Here is a 24295-nt window from a genome sequence, read left to right as displayed (position 1 = left end):
TTCCATGTTGTTGAACGTACACGCCTTTACAATATTCAACAAGTATGCGAATCCGAAACATTCGCTCTTCTTTTGCTTAGGCCAAAAGTCCCTTTTTTGCGTTTTGCGTTCTTTTTTTACCTCAAGCTTTAAATTCATGGCCGAATTATGCCGATATTAAAGAGGAGTTGCTTACTTGCTGTCGAATGATGTAAGTGACGAGTTATGTTAAGTAAACGTAAAAAGTAAGACCACAAGCCTAGGTTTGTGGGTGCAACAACTAATCTAAGCGGTGGGTGATGGAAATGGGTCTGGTTCCGAAGAAAGAGAACCGAGAAGGCAGCAACAAGGAATCAAAGAAGAAGGGCTTCGATGAAATGAGGAACACCATGAAGAAAGCCTTCGGTGGAGAAACATGGTCGGCATTGGGAAGCAAGCTTCCCAAACAATTGAACCCGAACAAATCGGTTGGCGTCCGTCTGTTCCTGATTTTCTTTATCGCGATTATGTTCTTCGTCTTGACGATCGGCATCATATCCTATCAAATGGCGAAGGGAACGATCCAGAAGAACGCCAAAAGCGCGAATCTGCAGACGATTGTTCAGACCTCGCAGAAATTGGATATTGTTTTGGGCAAATATGAAGAAAATTTGCAGCAAATGTTCCTGGACGACGAAATGCAAAAAGCGATTACGGAAGCTTCATTATCCAACATTTCCGATTATGACCGGTTTACGGTGATGAACAAATTAAGAACCCGGTTAAACGGGATTACTTTTTCCACAAAAGGAATTGTTGCCGTTTACATGATGTCGGCGGACAACCTGATCGAAGATGTTAGCTCGGGCAGCGCGGATTCCGCATTTCTTCAGGAGGCCAGAAAGCAGCCATGGTTTGCGGAAGCTGCTAAGGGACCAAGTGTGGCCTGGCTGAATGTTCCTAAAAAGAGCGGAGGGACGCAGGTTTTCCGACTCGTCCGGTCGGTGCAAAGCGTCAACAGCATGAAGCGTTTCGTTCTGGTTGCAGACATTAATCTGGAAGTGCTCAACGGTTATTTGAAAGAGATCAGCCTCGGGAAAAACTCGGAAATTCAAATGCTGACCCCTGACAATGTGGTGGTGGGATCTTCCACTGGCGGGAATGAAGGCAAGAAGTCCGAAATCGACTTGGCAAAAGCGGGCGATAAGAAAACCGGCAGCATTAATACGAAAAATGCGAAGGGAAAAGACGTTCTGGCGGTCTTTAATACGCAAGCCAGCACGGGATGGAGACTGGTGGGTACGGTCGGCACCGCCGAATTAACCAAGGATGCGGGCGGAATTTTGCTTGTAACGTACATATCCGCGGCTGTGGTGGCGGTAATCACGATCCTGTTGGCGATGTGGATAGTTCGAATGATCGCTTATCCGCTGGCCAAGCTGAAGAATCTGATGGAAGAAGGCGCCAGAGGCAATCTGAACGTTCGGATGGTACTGAATTCGAAAGATGAAATCGGCCAATTGGCGGCCAGCTTTAACGTCATGATGGAGCAAATTACCGGCCTCGTCAAACAGACGAACCAATCGGCCAAGGATGTTCTGGATACGGCCGCCGAGCTGACCCAGGCCTCCAACAAAACGGCGATTTCCGCGAAAGAGATCGCTGTGGCGACGGAGGAGATCGCCAACGGCGCGACAAGCCTGGCCAATGAGGCGGAACGCGGCAATACGCTTACCGAGAATATCACGCGCCAAATGGAACGCGTTATTTACGCCAACAAGGAAATGGAAGAATCCGCCCACCAGGTGGAAAAATCGAGCCAGCAGGGGAGCGGCTATCTGAGCAGCCTGCTGGACAAGACGAATATGACGGTGGATATGATCAACGCTTTGACGGCCAAGGTGGATGCCTTGAAGGCAAGTACGTCGTCCGTATTGAAAGTGCTGGACGTCATGCAGAACATTACGCAGCAAACCAACATTTTATCCTTGAACGCGACCATTGAAGCGGCCCGGGCGGGGGCGGCAGGACGCGGATTTATGGTCGTCGCGGATGAAATTCGCCAATTGGCGGATCAATCCCGTCAATCGATTACGATGGTTGGCCAAATTACCGACAACATTCAGAAGGAAATGAACGAAACGGTCCAGGCGCTGTCGGAGGCAAGTCCATTATTCCAGGAACAAATCAACTCGGTCAAAGAGACCAGTCAGATTTTCGTGTCCGTTCAGGAGCAAATGGAAGGATTTATTCGTCATCTGGATACGGTAACGGCATCGATCGACGAGTTGAACGAGTCCCAGAATGTGATGTCCGAAGCGATGGGCAATGTCAGCGCCGTCGCGCAGGAATCTTCGGCGACTTCCGAGCAGGTGGCTTCGCTCAGCAGCGAGCAGCAAACGGTTGGAGAGCAGCTTGTGCAGTTGTCGAATAAACTGGAAAATGTGTCCAATGGGTTGAAGGATTCGCTGTCTAAGTTTACGGTATAGGGTATTTAAATCATATAAGCGCATTGTTAAAATTGCGGGTTGTCAGGGCGGATTGTCCTTGGCGACCCGTCTTTTTTGTCGGCGTGTTTTATGTGGGTTATGGCAATGTCGACATCGGTACCATCTCTCCCAGGGTGTGAAGTGACTTTTCCCAGGAAATAATGGGAGAGAGAAATGGAGGCGGCGTACATGTCATTATCCGGAAAGAAACGCATATTTTATATTCTAATGCTATTCGCAGGGGTCTTTGTTCTTTTTGCGGTTCGGGTGGCATGGATTCAATGGACGGCGGCTTTTGTTCCGGTAACGAAGGCGGGAAAAACGATGAATGAACTGGCGGTTCGGCAGCGGGAAGAGGGCGTTGAACTGGATAGCGGAAGGGGACAGTTCGCGGACCGCAACGGAGAACCCTTTACCGGACAGATTCACTGGAAACCGACGCTGTTTCCCATCTCCGAGTTACCCCCGAGGAAGTCGGTTCGGGAATTGGCCGGCCTTCTTGGTACCGATATGGAACATTTAAGCGAATTGTGGATGGGGTTGCAGAAACCTTACATCTGGCCCGATGATCCAATGGACGATGGGAAAAAGTCGCTGCCCGAATCGCTGCCGTGGCCGGTCGTCAAGGGGTTTGAGCTTCTTCCTTATAAAGAGCGTTACCCCGAGGGACTGCATGGGAAACAGTGGCTGGGCTTCACGGCCCAGCGACCCGATGAAGTGCGGAAGCTGGCGGCCGCAAACCCGTCGAAGCGACAGCTCCCTTTAAGTTTGCAATTGGGGGCCTCGGGATTGGAAAAAACGTTGGACCGTTTTTTACACGGAGACGGCGAAACCCGGGTATATTACTCCGTGGATGGCCGAAAGCGGGCAATAGACGAGATCGGAACGAGAGCGGTAAGCTCCAAGAACCGCTATTTTCCGGTCAAGGTGAACACCACGATCGATTTGGCGATTCAGCAGCGCCTGGAAAAGTTGACGGAAGAGATGAATATTCGGGAAGGAGCTGTCGTCGTCCTGGACACCGACCAAAGCGATATTGTCGCCATGGTGTCCCGGCCTTTTTTCGATCCGAAGCAGGTGGATATTCAAAGCGGGGATTGGAGCAACCGTGCCGTCAAGGCGGCGATTCCCGGCTCCATCTTTAAAACTGTCGTCGCTGCCGCCGCTTTGGAGAAAGGAGTGGCCCATCCCGGCGAAAAATTTCATTGTTCGGGGCATTACGGCAAATACGGACTGGCCTGCTGGAAAAAAGAAGGGCATGGCACCCTTACATTAGAGGAAGGCTTTGCCCGTTCTTGCAACGTCGTTTTTGCGTCCCTGGGCGAACGCTTGACCGCGTCCGATTTGGAGAGAACGGCCGCCGCTTTAGGCTTGAACAGGAAGGTCGGCTGGAATGCTCAAGCGTTTATGGGCGGAGCCGATCTATGGCAAATTGATCAGGAGGAGAAAGGGGCTTTGTTCGGAACCACCGGAAAAGTGGACGGCGGGGTGATGGCTCAGACGGCGCTGGGGCAGCGGGATGTCCTGATGACTCCGCTCCAAGCCGCCAATCTGATCGTTACCCTGCTTCATGACGGACAAGTGACCTCTCCGCGGTTGGTCCGCTCGATTCAATATAATGATGGCACCACCCTGGCCGATTTTCCGGTGCAGCGTTTGGTCCGCCAGGAAGCGGGGGTCTCGGCCGAGACAGCAAGAACCCTGCTCGCCTGGATGAGGATGACGGTCACCGACCGCAACGGAACGGGGCGTTCTTTGCTTCAGGCTGCATGGCCCCTGGCCGGCAAATCGGGTACCGCAGAGGCGGGAAAGGGGGAGAGTGGCCGAAACCAACGAAACCATCAATGGTTTATCGGGTACGGCCCCAAGGACAACCCCCGGTATGCCGTAGCCGTGCTCGTGCAGAACCGCCCCGCCGGTTCCCCGCATCAGGCTGTCGCCTTGTTCCGCAGCGTGATGGATACGCTTGCCGAACAGAGTAAGCCTGGGGTCGGATCCCATGGGGATCCGGCCACTTTTCCAAAAAAATGACACTAATTCTATGGCGGGTGTGATAAAATAGTGAGGATGCTATGTTTTAGTGCATGACAAAGTCAATGATCATAGAAAAGTGGGGAAAGCACATGGAGACTTTGCTGCTGTGGTTATTTTATATCTCATCGCTTTATGCGTTTATACCTGGCCTGATCACCAGGCTCTTTGGATACCGGGTTTTCAGACGGGGCCTTAGCGACAGCAGGTTCGCCCTTACCTTCGATGACGGTCCCGATCCGGTTTATACCCCTCAACTGCTTGATTTGCTGAAGCGGTATGATGCCAAAGCGACCTTCTTCGTTGTGGGCTCCAATGCCGAGAGACATCTTGATCTGATCAAAAGGATGCACGAAGAGGGCCATTTGATCGGGATCCACAATTACATCCATAAAACCAATTGGTTGATGCGGCCGGCGACCGTCAAGAAGCATATTCAAAAAACGAGCGGCATCATTCAGGCCGTTACAGGCGTGAAATCGATATACTATCGGCCGCCTTGGGGCATCGTGAATTTGTTTGATTTCGCCAAGCGCGGCGACACGCAGATCGTGCTATGGTCGGCGATGTTCAGCGATTGGCGAGTACGGATCGGAGCGGACAAATTAACGAAACGGATGATGAGGAAACTGCGGGGCGGCGAGGTGTTTCTGCTTCATGATTGCGGTTCGACACTGGGCGCAAACCGGGGAGCACCGGGGGAAATGTTGGTCGCCCTGGAGCGGGTCTTGACGGAGGCAGACCGGAAAGGTCTGAAAAGCGTGCGAATCGACGATCTGATCCAAATCACCGAAAACGCCAAGCTCGGAAAAAAGGGCAAACCTGTTCCCGTTGACGGAGAGAAGGTGGCCAGAAGTGGGCCTACGGATGCTTCACGTTTCAAAAAAATACTGATCTCGTTATGGTTGCTTTGGGAGAAGGTATTTCACCAACTTTTCCACGTGCAATCCATACACAAAGAAGACTCCTTCTTTCATTTCCGGATTCGGCCGTATCACGGAGATTCGGTCGAGATGAACGGGGGCGCCAAGCTGAATAACGGAGATCGGATTATGGAGCTTCATTTTGACAATAAGAAGCTGTATGAAATCGGCTCCCGCTCGAAATCGCCGGTTCAACTGGCGATTAAAATGGTTCGGGGCGTGGAGAAGGAACTGCCGAAGTTGGCGAATTACATCGCCAATCACCCGGATCTGCATGATGTCAAGGCTTTGTATGGCGTCAGCATGATCAACCGGGGACCGGAGCAATTCGGGTTTACAGTAACCGATCTGCCCAAAGGCTGGTTTGCCAGCTCGTCGCGGCTGTACCTCAAATTTCTGCTGAGAGTCATCCATCCGGACGGAGGGGCAAGATTGAAGCAGTCCGCCGAGCGTTTGGTTCCCAAACTGATCCTGATGCCGATCGAACATTTGGTCAGCCATTACATGCAGGACGATTCCAAGCGCAAAATGAACGACAAACCGGAAGCTGTTCCGGAAGAGGAGCCCGTTTTGAATGCCAGCATGTCCTGTCCTTAAGGTCTTATCGCACTTAATATGCCAAACGTCTACAAAATGCGCCCGCAGGAGCTTCCTGCGGGCGCATTTTCTTTAGATGGAACCGACTAAAATTAAATCTTCATAACACCGCCGGAGCTGGCGTTGGTTACGAGCTTCGAGTAACGGGCCAAATACCCGGTCTTCACTTTCGGCTCAAAGCCTTTCCAGTTGGCCCGGCGGCGGGTAAGTTCCTCATCGTCGACATGCAGCTCGATCTTCCGGTTGTTCAGATCCAGCTCGATGATGTCCCCGTCCTCGACAAAGGCGATTGGTCCGCCCTCGGCCGCCTCCGGAGAAATGTGGCCGATACTGATCCCGCGGGAAGCGCCCGAGAAGCGGCCGTCCGTAATGAGGCCCACCTTGGCGCCCAGGCCCATGCCGACGATCTGGGAGGTAGGCGCCAGCATTTCAGGCATCCCCGGACCGCCCTTAGGTCCTTCATAGCGGATGACGACAACGCAGCCTTCCTTCACTTTGCCGTTGGCGATGCCTTCCAACGCTTGCTCCTGAGAGTCGAAGCAGATGGCCGGCCCTTTATGATAACCGCCGACCGAAGGATCGACCGCTCCGACTTTAATGACGGAGCCCTCCGGAGCCAGGTTGCCGTACAGAATGGCCAGTCCGCCTTTCTCCGAATGCGGATTAGCGATCGGGCGAATGACGTTATGATCCAGGATTTCGCAGCCCGCCACGTTTTCGGCAATGCTCTTTCCGGTCACGGTAATCCGGTCCCCGAAAATGGCGCCGGGCTTCTTAAGCAGCTCGTGCAGCACGGCGCTTACGCCGCCAGCCCGGTGAACGTCCTCGATGAAAAGATCGGAAGCCGGTGCCAGCTTCGCGATATGCGGGACACGGTTAGCCACTTCGTTAATCCGCTCCAGCGGATAATCGATGCCGGCTTCCTGCGCGAGTGCGAGTGTATGAAGCACGGTATTGGTGGAGCCGCCCATCGCCATATCGAGCGCGAAAGCATTGTCGATCGACTCCTGCGTGACGATATCGCGCGGTTTAAGGTCGAGCTTGATCAGTTCCATCAGTTGGCGTGCGGATTGTCTGACGAATTCTCTGCGCTCTTCGGCTACAGCCAGGATCGTTCCGTTACCCGGGAGAGCAAGACCCAGCGCTTCCGCTAGGCAGTTCATGGAGTTCGCCGTGAACATACCGGAGCAGGAACCGCAGGTCGGACAGCCGTATTGTTCAAGCTCTAGCAGATCGTCATCGCTGATCTGTCCGGCTTGGTGAGCGCCGACGCCTTCAAATACCGAGGTGAGCGAGAGCTTGCGACCCTTGCTGTCCACGCCCGCCTTCATCGGCCCGCCGCTGACGAACACGGTTGGGATGTTGACGCGGAGCGCGCCCATCATCATCCCCGGCGTAATCTTGTCGCAGTTCGGAATGCAGACCATGCCGTCGAACCAGTGCGCGGATACGACGGTTTCCAGCGAATCGGCGATAATTTCCCGGCTCGGCAGGGAATAGCGCATGCCGATATGGCCCATGGCGATCCCGTCGTCAACCCCGATCGTATTGAATTCAAAAGGAACACCGCCGGCTTCGCGGATGGCTTCCTTCACGATTTTGCCGAATTCCTGCAAATGCACATGGCCCGGCACGATGTCGATATAAGAGTTGCAGACCGCGATGAACGGTTTGCCGAAATCTTCATCCTTGACCCCCGCTGCCCGCAGCAAGCTGCGGTGAGGAGCGCGGTCGAAGCCTTTTTTAATCATGTCTGAACGCATTTTCTTTGCTGTCATGATGTTGGATCCCCCCACGATTGAAATAATGAAATATATTGATTTTGGAACTTTACACCGCTAAAGGTTTTCTTTAAAGTCTATCATAGATAACCCGGTTTTTCTACCAACCAGAAAAAAGAAACCCCGGTGGGTACCGGAGTTTCTTCATTAAGAAACAGCGCTGATGACCGTTTCGTTATTTATTGTTATTATTGCGCGCTTCGCCGCCTTTGCGGCCAATTTCACGGTAAAATTCTTTATCGTGTTTTTCGGAGGTAGCTTCGCCGCCCTTTTGACCGATTTCTTGGTAGAACTCGCGGTCATGATTTCGGGAAGTGGCTTCGCCGCCTTTTTGACCGATCTCCTGATAGAATTCCTTACCGTGATTTTTGGCGGTAGCTTGCCCGCCCAAACGGCCTGCTTCTTCACGGCTCATTTTTCTTTTGTCCTGTGCCATGTTTATCACTCCTTAGGTCGTTTTGGTGTGTTAGTTCGTAACAGTTATTTACCACGGGCAGCCGCCTTGAAACCAGATTTAACAGAATAACTAAAATCTTCTATTTGAATTTGCTCCAAGCCCTGATTTCTCATCATTGGTGTTTGCCGATGGCGCCAAAGCTGCCGAAGGCTTTACGCTCCAAATTTAGTACCCACTGAACCGGAGGTTCGATCGCGAAGGAGGTCCATTTTCGGACAATGGGCTGGCTGAGCAGCAGGGTCAGACCGAACGCCGCCATAATGACGGCAACTCCGGCAAGGGCTCCCTCCAGCCGGCCATACAGCGGCGATGCCACAGCCAAGCGGATGATGAGGCCATGGAGCAGAAAGACATATAGCGTCCGGCGGCCGTATTCCGTCAGAAGGTTCTCGCGCTTGGGCACGAAAGAGAGAAAAACCGCGCCGGCAATGAGCTGCAGGCCATACAAGGCCAGCCGATACAGGCCCGCATACCACTCTTCATGATGAAGCTGCATATAAGTCATGCTCCCGTAGAGCCAGCCCGGAACCAAACGGTTCCCGCCCAGAAGGATAGCGGCGAATAATCCGGCGGACAAGAGGATTCCGGCCATCCGAACCTCGCGGGTCAATCTCTTCTCCAAAGCCTCGAAGGAAAAATGATAGCCGGCGATGAAAAACGGCAGAAACACGAAGGTTCGCGAAACGCTGAGCCAGGTTCCGTCCAACGGGAGATAGCCGACGAGCACCCCGAGGGTAACGGCCGCCCCAACCTGTTGCAACGGGGACCATTTGCGCATCGCCAGCAGCAGAAGCCGCCAACATAAATGGCTGGCCAGGAACCAGAGCAACAAGAAGGGAGCGAAAAAGGAATGATGAATATCTTTGACATGAAAGACGGTTAGATCCAGCGCCGAATACAGGGACTGGAAAATGATATACTGCATGCCGATCTGCAGCATGATTTTGCGGCCGGCGGTGCCGGTCAGGCTGGACTTGGCAAAATACCCCGTAACAAAGACGAACAAGGGCATATGGAAGGTAAATATCCATAGGTACAGCGTATGGAGTCCCTCCATCCGCGCAATCAGCGGCTCAACGGCATTGCCGATTAAAACGCAGACGATGAGCAAAAAGCGTAAATTGAGGAAAAACGTTTCACCTCTGGGATTTAGCTGATGTGCCGACATACGTAAAACTCCTCCCCCATGGATTTGATGCTTATAGCCAATTGTTTGGTCGAGATTAACGGGATGCCTGAAATTGCGGATAACGGCGGCTGAGCGGTGAAGTAGAATTTAAACGGACCAGACAACCCGGCGTGAAAAAAACTAAAATTTTAAATATATTCTCATAATAAAAGTACTTTGAATTCTCTTAAATTCTTGTGATATTAATCACAATTGAAAACGCTGCCATTGATCATTTTTGTGTCTATCCAATGAAACCCCGAGTAGGGAAAATTTTGTCTCCTGAATGATCACGGAGTACAATGTTTTTAGAGTATATAAGTTTAGTTTGTTTAGGGGAACTATTTAAAGGAAGACAGGGGGGGACGATAGTGCCGGCGATCCGAATTCATGACCGGGCGGTTCCTTGCCGGGGAATTCTGTTCGATAAGGATGGGACTTTGCTCGATTTCCTGCAGCTGTGGGGGAATTGGGCGCGGACGCTAACCGAGCTGCTTGTGGCCCATCTTGGGGTGCTCGGGGCGGAACTTCCCGTTCCCAAGCGGCGTTTGATCGGGCTTCAATACAACGCAGAGGGGCAGGTGAGCGGATATGACAAGACCGGCCCGCTCGCGATGGGAACAGAGGAAGAAATGACGGCGCTGCTCGCCTGGCAGTTGTATGCGACCGGCGTGCCGTGGAATGAAGCGCTGGTTCAAGTCAGGCAATTCAGCGTTTCCGCGATGGTGGAGGTGGAGAAACATAGAAGCGCCCAGCCGCTGCCGGGATTGAGCGACTTTTTGAACTCGTGCGAAAGAGCTGGCCTGCGGCTCGGCGTGGTTACGTCGGACACGACCTCCGAGGCGTTGAAGCACCTGGGCTGGCTCGGTTTCCGCGGCCGGTTCCAATCCGTGGTCGGCCGGGAACGGGTCGTGAAGGGGAAGCCGGATCCGGAGATGGCCTTTCTCGCGATGCGGGAACTCGGGATCGCGCCGGAGGAATGCATCGTCATTGGAGACAGCAACGCCGACATGGTGATGGGCAAGCAGGCCGGTGTTGCCCTGACGATCGGGATTGCGCCGGATGGCGAAGGTCCGTCTTATCTGCTGGATGCCGATCATATTATCTCCAGCTACCGCAGCCTGGAGGCTTATTAATGGTAACGGATTACGGGACGGATTAGGAAGAGCAAGGAGGAGAAGAACGAATGAAGGAAGAATCGCAAGCCAAAATCGCCATACTTTCGGAATGGATCGGGGAGAGCGAAAACATCGTCTTTTTCGGCGGGGCCGGGGTCTCCACCGAGAGCGGTATTCCGGATTTCCGCTCGGCGGCCGGAATATATCAAATTGAGAAGGAGTCGCCGTATTCCCCGGAGGAGATTTTGAGCCGCCCGTTTTTTAACCGGCATCCGGAGGTGTTTTTTGATTTTTACAAATCGAAAATGATCCACCGGAAGGCACAGCCCAATCAGGCCCATCTGTTACTGGCGAAACTTGAGGCGGAGGGCAGACTAAAGGCCGTGATTACGCAAAATATCGACGGGCTCCATCAATTGGCGGGCAGCCGCCGCGTGCTTGAACTGCACGGGTCCGTCCACCGCAACTTCTGCATGGACTGCGGGCGCTTCCACTCTCTGGATGAAGTGATGGCCAGCCCGTCTGCCGTTCCCGAGTGTTCCGCTTGCGGCGGCATCGTTAAGCCCGATGTCGTTTTGTACGGAGAAAACCTGAATGACCGGGTGATAACCGAAACGGTTCAAGCCCTGGCGGAGGCGGATTTGCTACTGATCGGAGGCACCTCGCTGACCGTATATCCGGCCGCTTCGCTGATCGGCTATTTCAAGGGACGCCGCACCGTGCTGCTTAACGCTTCAGCTACCGCTTATGATGACCGTGCCGACTTGCTGATCGCTGAGCCGATCGGCGCAGTAATGGAACAAGCAGCGGATCTGCTTGAGCGCGAGTCTTCCGCGGACTTCTAGCTAGAAAACGGTTTCTTGCCAAAGCGGAAGGAACGAGCTATGATGTTTTTCAAGGAAAATTCACTTCGGGAAGGATGGGAAGAGTATGGTCTATACGGCAAGCGATGATCGTTATGAATCTATGAAATATAACCGGGTCGGCCGCTCGGGTCTGAAACTGCCGGCCATTTCGCTGGGGCTGTGGCATAATTTCGGCGGCGTCAATTCGTTTGAGAACGGACGGGAGATGCTGCGCCGCGCGTTTGATCTGGGCATCACACATTTTGACCTGGCGAATAACTATGGGCCTCCTCCGGGTTCGGCCGAAGAGATGTTCGGTCAGATGTTGAAGAAGGATTTCGCCCCTTATCGGGACGAAATGGTCATTTCGACGAAAGCGGGTTACTATATGTGGCCGGGGCCGTATGGGGAATGGGGGTCCCGAAAATATCTGATCTCCAGCCTGGATCAGAGCCTGAAGCGGATGGGGGTAGATTATGTGGATATTTTCTATTCCCACAGACCGGATCCGGAAACGCCTCTGGAGGAGACCATGATGGCGCTGGACCAGATTGTGCGGTCGGGAAAAGCGCTGTACGTCGGCATTTCCAGCTATTCGGCCGAACAGACCGCGGAAGCGTCCCGCATTCTGAAAGAGCTCGGCACACCGCTGCTGATTCATCAGCCGAGTTACTCGATGCTGGAGCGTTGGATTGAGAACGGGCTCCAGGATGTGCTGGATGAGAACGGCGTCGGCAGCATCGCTTTCTGCCCGTTGGCCCAAGGTTTGCTGACGAATAAATATTTGAACGGCATCCCGGAAGATTCCCGGGCGAAGAGCGCAACGGGTTTCCTCAAAGAAGAGCAGATCACGCCGGAAACGCTGCGCAAAGTAAGGGCGCTGAATCAGATGGCCTCGGCCCGCGGGCAAAGCCTTGCGCAATTTGCGCTCGCTTGGGTCCTTCGCGGAGGCCGGGTCACCTCCGCCCTGATCGGGGCCAGCCGGGTGAGCCAAATCGAGGAGAACGTCCAGGCGCTGAACAAACTAGACTTTACCGAGGAAGAATTGTCCCGGATTGAAACGATCTTGAATACGAACGGGGATCATTAAGGGTGTAAGGCCGAGACCGATCGGCGGATTACGCGGCGACAACACCCCTATCCTCCGGCTGGTTACGGAGAGGTGGGGGTGTTTTTGTTGTGCGGCCCGCCGGAGGCGTTCTTCCTATACTCACTGGGCGATTCGCCGTGAAAGCGCCGGAATTGTCGGGAGAAATACAGCGCGTCTCCCATGCCGACGGAAGCGGCGATTTGTTCGATCGACAGCTCGGAGCGTTCGCGGAGCAACTGCCGCGATTTATCGATCCGCAGCTTCAGCAAATAGGTCACGGGAGACAGCCCGGTCTCCTTCTTAAATATCCGGGATAAGTAAGCGCGGTTATATCCGAGACTTGCGCACATCTGCTCGATCGACATCGGATGCGCATATTGGCTGGACATATAGTGAATCATTTGCTTGACGATGCGCTGGACTCCCGTTTCGCCTGCCGGCAGGCCGGATTCCAGCACCAGTTTTTCCTCCGCTTCGGCCATAATCAAATACAGGCAGCCGAGCGAGGCCAGATGGGAGCTCGGCTTCTTGCTGCGGAACGCTTGCAGTGCGGATTCCAGCAGCAGGGGGATCCGGCTCTCCTCGCCGGAGCGGAAGACCGGAAGCTTGGGGGTAAAGCCGGCGCGCAAGATCAGGGTCTGCGCCTTCTCGCCGGAAAAAGCAATCCACCGGTAGCCCCAGGGATCGTCATTGTCCGAGGCGTAGCTCACGAGCTGGTCGGGCTGGATGAGAAAGCAGTCGCCCTGGCTGAGATCGTAGTGGGCGAATTCCGTCCGGAAGCTTCCTTTTCCGCGTTCAACAAAATGCAGAAGATAATAATCGTATACTTTAGGGCCCAGACGGTGCTCCGCCATCGTTTGGCTTTCTCCCGCAAAAAGGACATGGAGATCATGGTTTTCGCTGATTTCCGGGTTGGCCGCGGCGCTATAAGTTTTCTCGGGCATCGGTACACTCCTCTTGGGTTCAGGTCACATATGTCCATATTATTCTCGCATAGATGCATTATCAATTACAAGCGTTTTCTTTATACTAGGAACAAGAACTTAAGATTCCATGAAGATGGGGTGCAGGTAAATGAAAAAGCAGGAAATGGAACAAATGTTTATATCGCGTTGCGGAGGGAGCGGCGAGGGTGTGCGCATCTTTAACGCACCGGGCCGCGTCAACCTGATCGGCGAGCATATCGATTATAACGGAGGCTATGTGCTCCCGGCCGCCCTGGAGTTCGGAACCACGCTGGCCGTACGGAAGAGAGACGACCAAAAAGTTACATTTGCATCAAGTAATTTACCTTATACGGCGGAAATCGCACTGGATGACCTAGGCAAGGCGAAAACCGGAGAATGGGTGGATTATCCGATCGGGGTGATCGTGGAACTCGGCAAGAAGGGAATCCGTTTAACGAGTGGCTATGACTTGTTTTTCCATGGGGAAATCCCTAACGGCGCAGGATTGTCTTCCTCGGCATCGATTGAGGTGGTAACCGCTTATGCGCTGCTGTTCATGGAAGGCCAACCGACGGACAAGGTGGAGATCGCCGTATTGTCCCAAAAGGCGGAAAATCTGTACGTAGGGGTAAACAGCGGCATCATGGACCAATTCGCCGTTTCGAATGGCGCGCGGGATCATGCGATTCTGCTAATGTGCGACACGCTCGAATACAAGCTGGTTCCTTTCCGGACCGGGGCGTATAAGCTGATTATCGGCAATACGAACAAACGGAGAGGACTTGTGGATTCAGCTTATAACGAACGGCGCGAACAGTGCGATGCGGCTCTGCGCATCGTACAGCGGGAGGAGCCGGAGATTCGGTACCTCGCCCATTTGAAACCGGAACGCTTCGAAGCGCTCCGCGGCAGCTTCACGGATGAAGTGCTAGTGAAACGGGCGAAGCATGTCGTGGAAGAGAACGCCCGCGTGCTGCAATCGGTGGATGCGCTCAGCGCCAATGATCTGACGGCGTTCGGCAAGCTGATGAACGCGTCCCATGACTCTCTTCGCGATCTATACGAAGTGAGCTGTATGGAGTTGGACGTGATGGTGGAAGAAGCCCGCAAAATAGACGGGACGCTGGGCTCGCGGATGACGGGTGCCGGGTTCGGGGGATGTACGGTATCCCTGGTGCACGAGGATGCGGTGGAACGGTTCGTTCAGGAAGTCGGCGCGGCTTACCTGGAGCGTACCGGACTTAAGGGCGATTTCTATGTATGCGGCGTCGGCAACGGCGTTCATGAAATGAAGGGAGAGGTTTAATATGGCGATCCTGGTAACGGGCGGAGCGGGTTATATCGGTTCTCATACGGTAGCGGAGCTGCTGGATCAAGGGAAAGAGGTCGTGGTGATCGACAACCTGTTGACCGGTCATAAAGGGGCGCTGCTCGGCGGCAAGCTGTACGAGGGTGACCTCCGCGACAAAGCGCTGCTTGCCAAGTTGTTTGCGGAGAACGAGATCGAAGCGGTCATTCATTTTGCCGCCAGCTCCCTGGTTGGAGAGAGCATGAAGGACCCGGTGAAATACTTCGATAACAACGTATACGGAACCTTGTGCCTGTTGGAAGCGATGGATCAAGCCGGCGTTCGCAAAATCGTCTTCTCATCGACGGCGGCGACTTACGGGGAGCCGGACAAGGTGCCGATCGAGGAGACCGACGCGACCCACCCGGCCAATGTGTACGGGGAAACGAAGCTGACGATGGAACGGATGATGGCCTGGTTCGACCAGGTTTTGGGCATCAAATACGTATCCCTGCGGTACTTCAATGCCGCCGGCGCGCACGAAAGCGGCAAGATTGGCGAAGATCACCGGCCGGAAAGCCACCTGATCCCGCTGATTTTGCAAACCGCGCTGGGGCAGCGCCCGTCCATCCAGGTGTTCGGTGACGACTACAATACGCCGGACGGAACATGCGTCCGCGATTATATCCACGTGAGCGATTTGGCGGACGCGCATCTTCGCGCCGTCGATCACCTGATGAAGGGCGGGGAAAGCGAGGTTTTCAACCTGGGGAACGGTCAGGGCTTCTCGGTCAAAGAGGTGATTGCCAAGGTCAAGGAAGTGACCGGACGGGATTTTCCGGTGGTCGTCAGCCCGCGTCGCGAGGGCGATCCCGCCGTGCTGATCGCCTCCTCCGACAAGGCCAGATCGGTGCTCGGCTGGCAGCCGAAGCGCGACAAGCTCGATGATATTATCCGCAGCGCCTGGGAATGGCATCTTCATCATCCCGACGGCTACGGCGACAACTAAGGAGTGAGGAACTGTGGAAGCTGAAGTGATGCAAAGACAGGAAGCGCAGCAAGCGATCGAACGGCTGATCCACTATGGGCTGGAGCAAGGGATGATCGACTGGTATGATCTGGACTACTCCCGGAACCGGCTGCTGGAGCTGTTTCGTTTTGATGAGCCTTTTGCCGGCCAACTCGACGGGGAGCCGCTTTCGGGGCCGCAAGAGCCGCTGGCCAAGTTGATCGATTACGGACTTGCGATCGGTCTGATCCCCGAAAACAGCGACACCTACCGCGATTTGCTGGACGCCCGCATCATGGGCCTGTTGATGCCGCGCCCTTCGGAGACGATCGCGAAATTCCGCCAAACGGCGGAGAGCCAGGGCATTCAGGCGGCCACGGACGAGTTCTACAAATTGTCGGTAACGAGCAATTATATCCGGATGGATCGTGTGGCGCAAAATATTTACTGGACTCAGCCGACCGATTTCGGCGATATGGAGATTACGATCAATCTGTCCAAACCGGAGAAAAATCCGAAGGAAATCGCCATGGCGAAGCTGCTTCCGCCGCCGATCTATCCGAAGTGCCAGCTGTGCCGGGAGAACGTCGGCTACGCGGGACGGCTCAACCACCCGGCCCGGCAAAACCTGCGGGTGATTCCGCTTGAGCTGAACGGCGAGCCGTGGCTCTTCCAATATTCGCCGTACGTGTATTATAACGAGCACTGTATCGTATTCCATCACGATCACGTGCCGATGAAGCTGACCAAGGAGACGTTCAAACGGCTGCTTGATTTCACGGGGCGTTTCCCGCACTATTTCATCGGCTCGAATGCCGATCTGCCGATCGTCGGCGGCTCGATTCTGACGCATGACCATTTCCAGGGCGGACGTCATACGTTCCCGCTGGAGAAAGCTCCGATCGAGGCCTCGTTCCGCCATCCGGACTTTGCCGGCGTTACGGCCAGTCTGGTTCACTGGCCGATGTCGGTGCTGCGGCTGAGCGCACAGGATCCGCAGGTGCTGCTGGAGGCGGCGGACGACCTGTACGAGAAATGGAAGGCGTATAGCGATCCGGCGGCGGACATTCTCGCCTTCAGCGAAAGCGACGGTTCCCCGGTACCGCACAATACCGTCACGCCGATCGTCCGCCGCGGGGCGGACGGCGGCTATGAGATGGATATCGTGCTGCGCAACAACCGCACCAACGGGGAGCACCCGGAAGGGATATTCCACCCTCACCGGGAGATGCACCATATCAAGAAGGAGAATATCGGCTTGATTGAGGTCATGGGGCTGGCGATTCTGCCGGGACGGCTGAAACAGGAGCTGGCCGATATCGCCGACCTATTGAGCGGCAATGACGAACTGCGGGAGCAGGCGCTTTCCGCCGATTCTGCCGGCCCGCTTGCCGTGCACGCTTTATGGATCGGCGAGCTGATCGAGCGTCACGGGACGAAGCTGGCCCGGGAGCAGGCGGAAGCCTTGCTCCGAGAAGAGGTCGGCCGCAAGTTTGCGGAAATTTTGGGCCATGCCGGCGTGTTCAAGGTAAGCGACAACGGCCGGGAAGCCTTCCGCCGGTTTATCCGGTCGGCGGGTTATCGGGAATAGGGTTGCGGTAGACCGTGGGTTGCAAAGGAGAAGTCGCCTTTGCAGCCCGCTTTTTTATTCTCTGGCCCGGTTTGTTTTTAGAACGGAAGCGGCAGTATAATCAGAGTGTCATGTTGCATTTAAAATTCAACGTAGGAGGGCGTCTATAATGAATCGTTTTCAATTTCACAATCCGACCAAGCTAATCTTCGGCAAGGAGCAATTACACACTTTGAAGGAAGAAGTTCCGCGTTATGGGCGCAAGGTTCTGCTCGTTTACGGGGGCGGCAGCATCAAACGGAGCGGCCTCTATGACAGAGTGATGTCCCTGCTTCAGGAGATCGGCGCGGAGGTGACCGAGCTTTCCGGCGTGGAGCCGAATCCGCGGCTGTCCACGGTGCATCGCGGCGTGGAGCTGTGCAAGACCAAGGGCATCGAACTTGTCCTGGCCGTAGGGGGCGGTAGTGTGCTGGACTGCTCGAAGGCGATTGCGGTGGGCGCCAAGTACGACGGCGACATGTGGGATTTTGCGGAGCGAAAAGCCGTACCTCAGGCTGCGCTGCCATTGGGAACGGTGCTGACGATGGCGGCTACCGGTTCGGAAATGAACGGAAGCTCGGTTATCTCCAATGAAGCGACCCAGGAGAAGCTCGGCTGGGGCAGCAAGCTTGCTTACCCCGCTTTTTCGATCCTGGAGCCGGAGAATACGGTGACGCTGCCGAAGGATCAAACCGTCTACGGCATGGTGGATATCATGTCTCATGTGTTTGAGCATTATTTTCACAAGGAAACGAATACTCCAGTACAAGACGGCTTCTGCGAGACAATTCTCAGAACGGTGATCGAAACGGCTCCGAAGCTGATCACGGATCTGGAAAATACGGAACACCGCGCAACGATTCTCTACTGCGGCACGATGGCGCTGAACGGCGTACTCAACATGGGTTTGTCCGGCGATTGGGCAACCCACAATATCGAGCATGCGGTGTCCGCGGTATACGATATCCCGCATGGCGGCGGACTGGCTATCCTGTTTCCGAACTGGATGAAGCAGGTCATGCATCATGACCTTACCCGGTTCAGACGGCTGGCGGTCAACGTGTTCGATGTCGATCCGGCAGGCAAAAGCGATCAAGCCATCGCCGAAGAAGGGATCGCTTCGCTGCGCGCGTTCTGGGATTCCATCGGGGCGCCGAGCCGGCTGGCCGACTATTCCATCGACGACAGCAAGCTGGAATTGATGGCCGACAAAGCCGTGCGGTTTGGAGCGTTTGGCAATTTTGCCCGGCTCGAAAAACAGGACGTATTGGAAATTTACAGACGGTCCCTGTAACTGAATAAACTGTAAAATGCCTCTCTTGGATTTCCGAGGGAGGTTTTTTTATATGAGTAAGGGAGAATTATGCAACAATGTCGAATGTAAAACGTAACAATCTACATATGGGTTTGAGATACAGCTGGAAAAGGGGGGGATGGATTGGAGGTTTTGTTTTGGAGCTGTTTTGTAGGCGGAGCCCTCTTCGCCCTCATCAGCACCATCGTTGGCGATTTGGTGGGAGGGTGGCTGGAAGGCCTGTTTGACGCCTTTTCGGCGGATTTCCTGAAACCGGTGGTTACGGCCTCGGCGGTCACCACCTTTGGCGGTGCCGGGATTCTGCTCGACCGCTATACCGGTTTGGGAAATGCCGGCGTTGCGCTTATGGCCATTCTCATTGCGCTTGCCTTATCCGCACTGATTTACTTCGCTTACGTAAAACCGATGGAAAACAGTGAAAACTCCATCGGCTACTCTCATTCCGAACTTCCCGGCAAGCTGGGGGAGGTCACCGTACCGATCCCGTCCAACGGATACGGTGAGATTATGGTGAAATTCGTTTCCGGCAATACGCTGCATACGGCTGTAAGCTGGGACCGCCGCGATATCCCTGCGGGGACCATGGTGGTGATTATCGATGCGAAAGACGGTGTCGTCCATGTATCCGAGTTCGAAGAGCACAATCAAACACAAGGAGATGATGTGATTGGAAAACATGCCTGATTTTTTGTTGATCCCCGGGATTGTCATTGCCGTCATAATTATTCTTGGTCTGGCCTTTTGGGCCCGATACAAAACGGTCAGTCCGGATGAAGCGATGATCGTGACCGGCTCATTTCTGGGGAACAAGAACATTTCCGAAGACGAGTCCGGAAGGAAAATCAAAATCGTGCGCGGCGGCGGGGCGTTCATCTGGCCGATTTTTCAAAAAGCCGAATTTATGTCGCTCCTGTCGCACAAGCTGGATGTGATGACGCCCGAAGTTTATACGGAGCAAGGGGTCCCGGTGTCCGCAGACGGCGTCGCCATCATTAAAGTCGGCAGTTCCGTCGAAGATGTCGCCACCGCGGCCGAGCAGTTTATGGGCAAACCGATTGAATCCCTGAAAGGGGAAGCCCAGGAAGTTCTTGAAGGGCATCTTCGCTCCATTCTCGGGTCGATGACGGTGGAGGAGGTATACCGGAACCGCGACAAATTCGCCCAGGAAGTTCAGGGTGTAGCGGCGAGAGATTTGAAAAAGATGGGCCTGCAGATCGTTTCGTTTACAATCAAGGATGTTCGGGATAAGCACGGGTATCTGGAGGCGCTCGGTAAGCCGCGAATTGCCGCGGTCAAGCGCGATGCCGAGATCGCCGAGGCGGAAGCGATGCGGGATGCCCGCATTCAAAAAGCCTTGGCGGAGGAATCCGGGCAGAAGGCGGAACTGCTGCGGGACACGAATATCGCGGAGGCTTCGAAGGAGAAGGAACTGAAGGTCGCTTCGTTTAAGAAGGAACAGGACACCGCCAAGGCCGAAGCCGATCAGGCCTACCACATCCAGGAAGCCCGGGCGAAGCAGACGATGGTCGAGGAGCAGATGAAGGTCGAATTGGTCCGGAAGGAGCGCGAAATCGATCTCCAGGACAAGGAAATCGTCGTGCGCCAAAAGCAATATGACGCCGAGGTGAAGAAGAAGGCGGACGCCGACCGTTACGCCGTGGAGCAGGCCGCCGAAGCGGAAAAAGCCCGGAAAATGCGGGAAGCGGATGCGCTCCAATATTCTATCGAGACGCAGGCCAAGGCCTCCGCGGAACAAAAACGCCTCGAGGGCCTGGCGATCGCCGATGCGGAACGCGCCAAAGGGACGGCGGACGCCGAAATTATCCGGTTGCGCGGTCTGGCCGAGGCGGAAGCCAAGGAAAAACTGGCGGAAGCGTTCCAGAAATTCGGTGAGGCGGCCATCTTGGATATCGTGGTGAAGATGCTGCCCGAGTTGGCCGGCAAAATCGCCGCACCGATTTCGACGATCGATAAGCTAACGGTTGTCGACACCGGCAAAGGCGAAGGCGCCGCCCGCGTCAGCAACTATGTTACCGAGCTGATGGCCACTGCACCGGAGATGTTGAAGAGCGTGTCGGGCATCGAGCTGGATCGCCTGATCCAAGGCCTTACCCGGGGCAAAGCGGTCCCGGCGGCTGAGGCTGCCGCAACCAAGTCCACGGTCCCGGCGGAGAAATCCTCCGTTCTGCTGGAGAGCGCCGCGGCTTCGCAAGAAACTCCCTAACCGGCGAAGAAACCGGCGGACCCCGTCCGGCTGTGATCATTAAGGAAGACGGTTCAAAGTAAAAAAGCGCGAGTTGCAAGGGGAGTTATGCCTGCAACCCGCGCTTTTTTAAAGCGGTTCTATTTTGTGGGAAATATTTTTATAGTTCGCATAGTTTAAGTTACAATGTTACATGCTGGCCTCTGGCACGGAGGAGACCCGTCGATTATAATAGGCATAAGCATCCCTGAAGTACAACAATGTAAGGAAAATGAGGTGCAATTGTGAACAGCTTACAAGTAGCTAAAGCGCTGAACAATAATGTCATTATTGCCCATCATCCCGAACATGACGAAGTGGTCGTGATCGGTAAAGGCATAGGCTTTAACCGGAAAGCAGGGGACGCGATTCCTCTGGAAGCGGTAGAGAAGCTGTTTATTTTGACCAGCCGATACGAACAGGAACAGTATAAACAGCTTGTTACCCACGTCGATGAGCAGTTGATCGAAATTATTGGCGAAATTATTACGTATATTTCCAAGAAGACACAGACGGAGCTTAACGAGCATATACATATCGCGCTTACCGATCACCTCGCTTTTGCCATTAAACGGGCGGAACAAGATCTCGCGTTCCACAATCCTTTTCTGTACGAAACAAAAGAGATCTATCCGGTGGAATACGAGCTCGCGGAGTATGCGATTCGTTTGATTGATCAAAAGCTTGGCGTCGATTTGGGAGAAGATGAAATTGGATTCGTAGCGCTTCATATCAACAGCGCCATGACCAACCGCCATATCAGCGAAGTTCGCGGCCATACCCAGTTGATCGCCGATCTGGTCGAGGTGGTGGAAAGTGAATTAAAGTTTACGATTTTGCGCAATACTCTGGATTATTCCCGGTTGTTGACGCATTTGCGCTTCGCTATTGAACGGATTCGACGGGGGGAGCAGGTAGGCGAGGTGGAGAAACTCGACAGTTTGCTGAGACAGGAGTATCCGGTGCTTTACGGGGTGGCGGAGAAAATGACCCGGATCATGGAGCAAAGGCTGGAAAGACCGGTTTACGCGGCCGAAGTCAGCTACCTGACGATGCATTTGCACCGTGTGGCTCCTCCCCATATTAAATAAAGTGTTGCATGACCGGTAAGGGTCTGCTATAATTCATTGCGTTAAACAACATGCTTCATGACAACGTGTTACTGATTCGATCAGGCATGAGTTGATAAAAGTTTTTTTGATTGTATCGCCGGATTGCGGGGTATTATAACCGTAATTACGGTAATGCGATTGATGAACTTTCATTGGCTCATGCTTTTTTGTTGTCTGAACCTTTAAGAATGAGTGTGGGAGGTTACTTATGTTCAAGAAGTTTTTCGGCGTTTTACAGCGTGTCGGTAAGGCGCTCATGCTTCCTGTGGCGCTGCTTCCTGCCGCGGGACTGCTTCTTGGGATCGGCAATATGCTGGTAAGTCCGGAGTTTCTGGAACATGTTCCGGCCTTGGAAAATCCGACGGTACACGCTATTGCCACGGTCATGATGAACGCGGGCCAAATCGTCTTTACCAATCTCGCGCTCCTGTTTGCGGTCGGGGTAGCGGTCGGTTTGGCCGGCGGGGAAGGCGTTGCGGGCTTGGCCGCCATCATCGGTTACCTCGTCATGAACGTGACGATGGGAACTGTGATCGGCGTTGTGCCGTCCATGATCGGAACCAATCCGGCCTATGCGAATGTGCTGGGAATTCCGACGCTGGCCACGGGCGTGTTTGGCGGGATTATCGTCGGGATATTGGCGGCCAGCATGTACAACCGGTTCTTTAAGATCGAATTGCCTTCTTATTTAGGCTTTTTCGCCGGTAAGCGTTTTGTGCCGATTATGACGGCAGCGACATCCGTCTTGCTCGGGCTGCTGATGGTGGTCATTTGGCCGCCGGTCCAATCGGGCCTTAATGCGGTGTCCCATTTTATGCTTGAGCAAAACCAAACGCTGTCGGCTTTCATTTTCGGGATTGTGGAGCGGGCGCTAATTCCGTTCGGTCTGCACCATATCTTCTATTCGCCGTTCTGGTTTGAGTTCGGGGAATACATCAACAAGGCGGGGCAACTCGTACGCGGCGACCAGCAAATCTTTATGGCGCAGCTGCGCGACGGCGTTGACTTCACGGCAGGTACGTTCATGACCGGTAAGTTCCCATTCATGATGTTCGGTCTGCCTGCCGCGGCACTGGCCATTTACCATGAAGCCAGACCGGAGCACAAAAAATACGTGGCCGGGATCATGGGCTCGGCGGCCCTTACTTCGTTCCTGACGGGGATTACCGAGCCACTTGAATTCTCGTTCCTGTTTGTGGCTCCTGTTCTGTTTGCGGTACACTGCGTATTCGCGGGTTTGTCTTTTATGGTGATGCACATCCTCGGCGTAAAAATAGGGATGACGTTCTCCGGCGGTTTGATCGACTACTTGATCTTTGGAGTCATCCCGGGACGCACGCCATGGTGGTACGTGATTATCGTAGGTCTGATCCTCGCCGTGATCTATTACTTCGGTTTCCGCTTTGTTATCCGGAAGTTCAATTTGAGAACACCGGGCCGGGAAGATGCGGCCGCTGAGAATGAGGGCGACTCCGGTCAGAGCAAGGCGGTGAAGCAGGATGAGCTTCCGCATAACATTTTGGCGGCGCTCGGCGGCGGGACCAACATCGCTCATCTGGATGCCTGTATCACCCGCTTGCGGGTAGAGGTTAAGGATAAAGCCAATGTCGACAAGGATCGGCTGAAGAAGTTGGGCGCTTCGGGCGTGCTCGAGGTAGGCAACAACATTCAGGCGATATTCGGTACCCGATCCGATACCATTAAATCGCAGATTGCGGACATTATGAGCGGCCGGACGCCGGCGATTCCAACGAAGCCGGATGCCGCCGCGGAGGCCGCGCCAAAAGCGGCCGAAGTCGAGCAGCAAGCCGCCAAAGACGGCGATGCGATCATCAATGAGGATATCGTGATGCCGGTAAACGGGGAACTGCTGGATATAACCCAGGTGCCGGACCCCGTGTTCTCCGAAAAGATGACGGGCGACGGTTTCGCCGTGCTTCCGGCGGACGGCAACATCTGTTCACCGGTTTACGGTAAAGTGTTCAACGTATTCCCGAGCAAGCACGCCATCGGCATCATGTCCGACGGAGGCAAAGAAGTGCTCGTCCACATTGGAGTCAATACGGTGAAACTCAAGGGTCAGGGCTTTAAGGTACTGGTCAACGAGGGCGATCTGGTCGCGGCCGGACAGCCGATTATGGAAGTTGATATCGCTTATGTGAAAGAGCATGCGCCTTCCATCATTTCGCCGATTATTTTCTCGAATCTTCCCGAAGGAGCCGTAGTTACTTTGAAGAAAAGCGGTCCCCTGAAAAAAGGCGAAGGCGATATTATCACCATCCGCTAATATGACAAATCGGAAAGAAATTGGATTTG

Annotated in this window: 18 protein-coding genes; 14 read left to right on the top strand and 4 right to left on the bottom strand. The window is 54.2% G+C overall.

The features are described from left to right. Window positions 1-284 precede the first annotated feature (284 nt). The 3 genes from V4U88_RS23290 (at window position 285) to V4U88_RS23280 (ending at window position 5998) form a co-directional block, all read left to right on the top strand. Window positions 285-2447 (top strand): methyl-accepting chemotaxis protein, encoded by a 2163-nt coding sequence (locus V4U88_RS23290; RefSeq protein ID WP_442951910.1) that lies wholly within the window; start codon window positions 285-287, stop codon window positions 2445-2447. A gap of 189 nt (window positions 2448-2636) precedes the next feature. After that, complete coding sequence (locus V4U88_RS23285; RefSeq protein ID WP_334075625.1) at window positions 2637-4478, top strand: peptidoglycan D,D-transpeptidase FtsI family protein; 1842 nt, start codon at window positions 2637-2639, stop codon at window positions 4476-4478. Window positions 4479-4570: 92 nt separating this feature from the next. Continuing rightward, window positions 4571-5998, top strand: a complete 1428-nt coding sequence (locus tag V4U88_RS23280) for a polysaccharide deacetylase family protein (protein WP_334075624.1) — start codon at window positions 4571-4573, stop codon at window positions 5996-5998. Between the two features lie 92 nt (window positions 5999-6090). On the opposite strand, the gene ilvD is transcribed toward V4U88_RS23280, so the two are convergent. The 3 genes from ilvD to V4U88_RS23265 form a co-directional block, all read right to left on the bottom strand. Further along, complete coding sequence (gene ilvD, locus V4U88_RS23275) at window positions 6091-7776, bottom strand: dihydroxy-acid dehydratase (protein ID WP_334075623.1); 1686 nt, start codon at window positions 7774-7776, stop codon at window positions 6091-6093. 178 nt (window positions 7777-7954) lie between these two features. Next, a complete protein-coding gene (locus tag V4U88_RS23270; RefSeq protein WP_334075622.1) occupies window positions 7955-8215 on the bottom strand; it encodes a general stress protein in 261 nt (86 codons plus the stop codon). Window positions 8216-8348: 133 nt separating this feature from the next. Further along, complete coding sequence (locus V4U88_RS23265) at window positions 8349-9404, bottom strand: acyltransferase family protein (protein WP_334075621.1); 1056 nt, start codon at window positions 9402-9404, stop codon at window positions 8349-8351. A gap of 371 nt (window positions 9405-9775) precedes the next feature. On the opposite strand from V4U88_RS23265, the gene V4U88_RS23260 reads away from it, so the two are divergent. From V4U88_RS23260 to mgrA, 3 genes are all read left to right on the top strand, one after another. Continuing rightward, window positions 9776-10540, top strand: a complete 765-nt coding sequence (locus V4U88_RS23260; protein WP_334075620.1) for an HAD family hydrolase — start codon at window positions 9776-9778, stop codon at window positions 10538-10540. 50 nt (window positions 10541-10590) lie between these two features. Next, window positions 10591-11367 carry an NAD-dependent protein deacylase gene (locus V4U88_RS23255; RefSeq protein ID WP_334075619.1) on the top strand — a complete coding sequence of 259 codons (777 nt, stop codon included), beginning with the start codon at window positions 10591-10593 and terminating at the stop codon, window positions 11365-11367. 85 nt (window positions 11368-11452) lie between these two features. Then, window positions 11453-12457 (top strand): L-glyceraldehyde 3-phosphate reductase, encoded by a 1005-nt coding sequence (gene mgrA / locus V4U88_RS23250; RefSeq protein ID WP_334075618.1) that lies wholly within the window; start codon window positions 11453-11455, stop codon window positions 12455-12457. 62 nt (window positions 12458-12519) lie between these two features. Here the strand turns inward: mgrA and V4U88_RS23245 are convergent, their stop codons facing one another. Next, window positions 12520-13401 (bottom strand): AraC family transcriptional regulator, encoded by an 882-nt coding sequence (locus V4U88_RS23245; RefSeq protein ID WP_334075617.1) that lies wholly within the window; start codon window positions 13399-13401, stop codon window positions 12520-12522. 130 nt (window positions 13402-13531) lie between these two features. Here V4U88_RS23245 and V4U88_RS23240 point away from each other — a divergent pair, with 130 nt between their 5' ends. The 8 genes from V4U88_RS23240 to ptsG all read left to right on the top strand — a co-directional run bounded on the left by V4U88_RS23240 (window position 13532) and on the right by ptsG (window position 24266). Then, window positions 13532-14710: a galactokinase gene (locus V4U88_RS23240; protein WP_334075616.1), complete on the top strand. Its 1179-nt coding sequence runs from the start codon at window positions 13532-13534 to the stop codon at window positions 14708-14710. A 1-nt stretch (window position 14711) separates the two neighbouring features. Then, a complete protein-coding gene (galE, locus tag V4U88_RS23235; RefSeq protein WP_334075615.1) occupies window positions 14712-15701 on the top strand; it encodes a UDP-glucose 4-epimerase GalE in 990 nt (329 codons plus the stop codon). Window positions 15702-15729: 28 nt separating this feature from the next. Next, a complete protein-coding gene (locus tag V4U88_RS23230) occupies window positions 15730-17292 on the top strand; it encodes a UDP-glucose--hexose-1-phosphate uridylyltransferase (protein WP_334075677.1) in 1563 nt (520 codons plus the stop codon). Window positions 17293-17440: 148 nt separating this feature from the next. Further along, window positions 17441-18604 (top strand): iron-containing alcohol dehydrogenase, encoded by a 1164-nt coding sequence (locus tag V4U88_RS23225; RefSeq protein ID WP_334075614.1) that lies wholly within the window; start codon window positions 17441-17443, stop codon window positions 18602-18604. A 144-nt stretch (window positions 18605-18748) separates the two neighbouring features. Beyond that, window positions 18749-19309 carry a protease gene (locus tag V4U88_RS23220; RefSeq protein ID WP_334075613.1) on the top strand — a complete coding sequence of 187 codons (561 nt, stop codon included), beginning with the start codon at window positions 18749-18751 and terminating at the stop codon, window positions 19307-19309. Further along, window positions 19302-20849 (top strand): flotillin family protein, encoded by a 1548-nt coding sequence (locus V4U88_RS23215; protein ID WP_334075676.1) that lies wholly within the window; start codon window positions 19302-19304, stop codon window positions 20847-20849. Before V4U88_RS23220 ends, V4U88_RS23215 begins: the two co-directional genes overlap by 8 nt. A 263-nt stretch (window positions 20850-21112) precedes the next feature. Continuing rightward, window positions 21113-21958, top strand: a complete 846-nt coding sequence (glcT, locus tag V4U88_RS23210) for a glucose PTS transporter transcription antiterminator GlcT (protein ID WP_334075612.1) — start codon at window positions 21113-21115, stop codon at window positions 21956-21958. 229 nt (window positions 21959-22187) lie between these two features. Further along, a complete protein-coding gene (gene ptsG / locus V4U88_RS23205) occupies window positions 22188-24266 on the top strand; it encodes a glucose-specific PTS transporter subunit IIBC (protein WP_334075611.1) in 2079 nt (692 codons plus the stop codon). The last annotated feature ends 29 nt before the right edge of the window (window positions 24267-24295 follow it).

The organism is Paenibacillus sp. A14, assembly GCF_036864815.1.
In the GTDB taxonomy this organism is placed as follows: domain Bacteria; phylum Bacillota; class Bacilli; order Paenibacillales; family Paenibacillaceae; genus Fontibacillus; species Fontibacillus sanfengchensis.
This window is presented reverse-complemented; position numbering and strand designations above follow the sequence as displayed.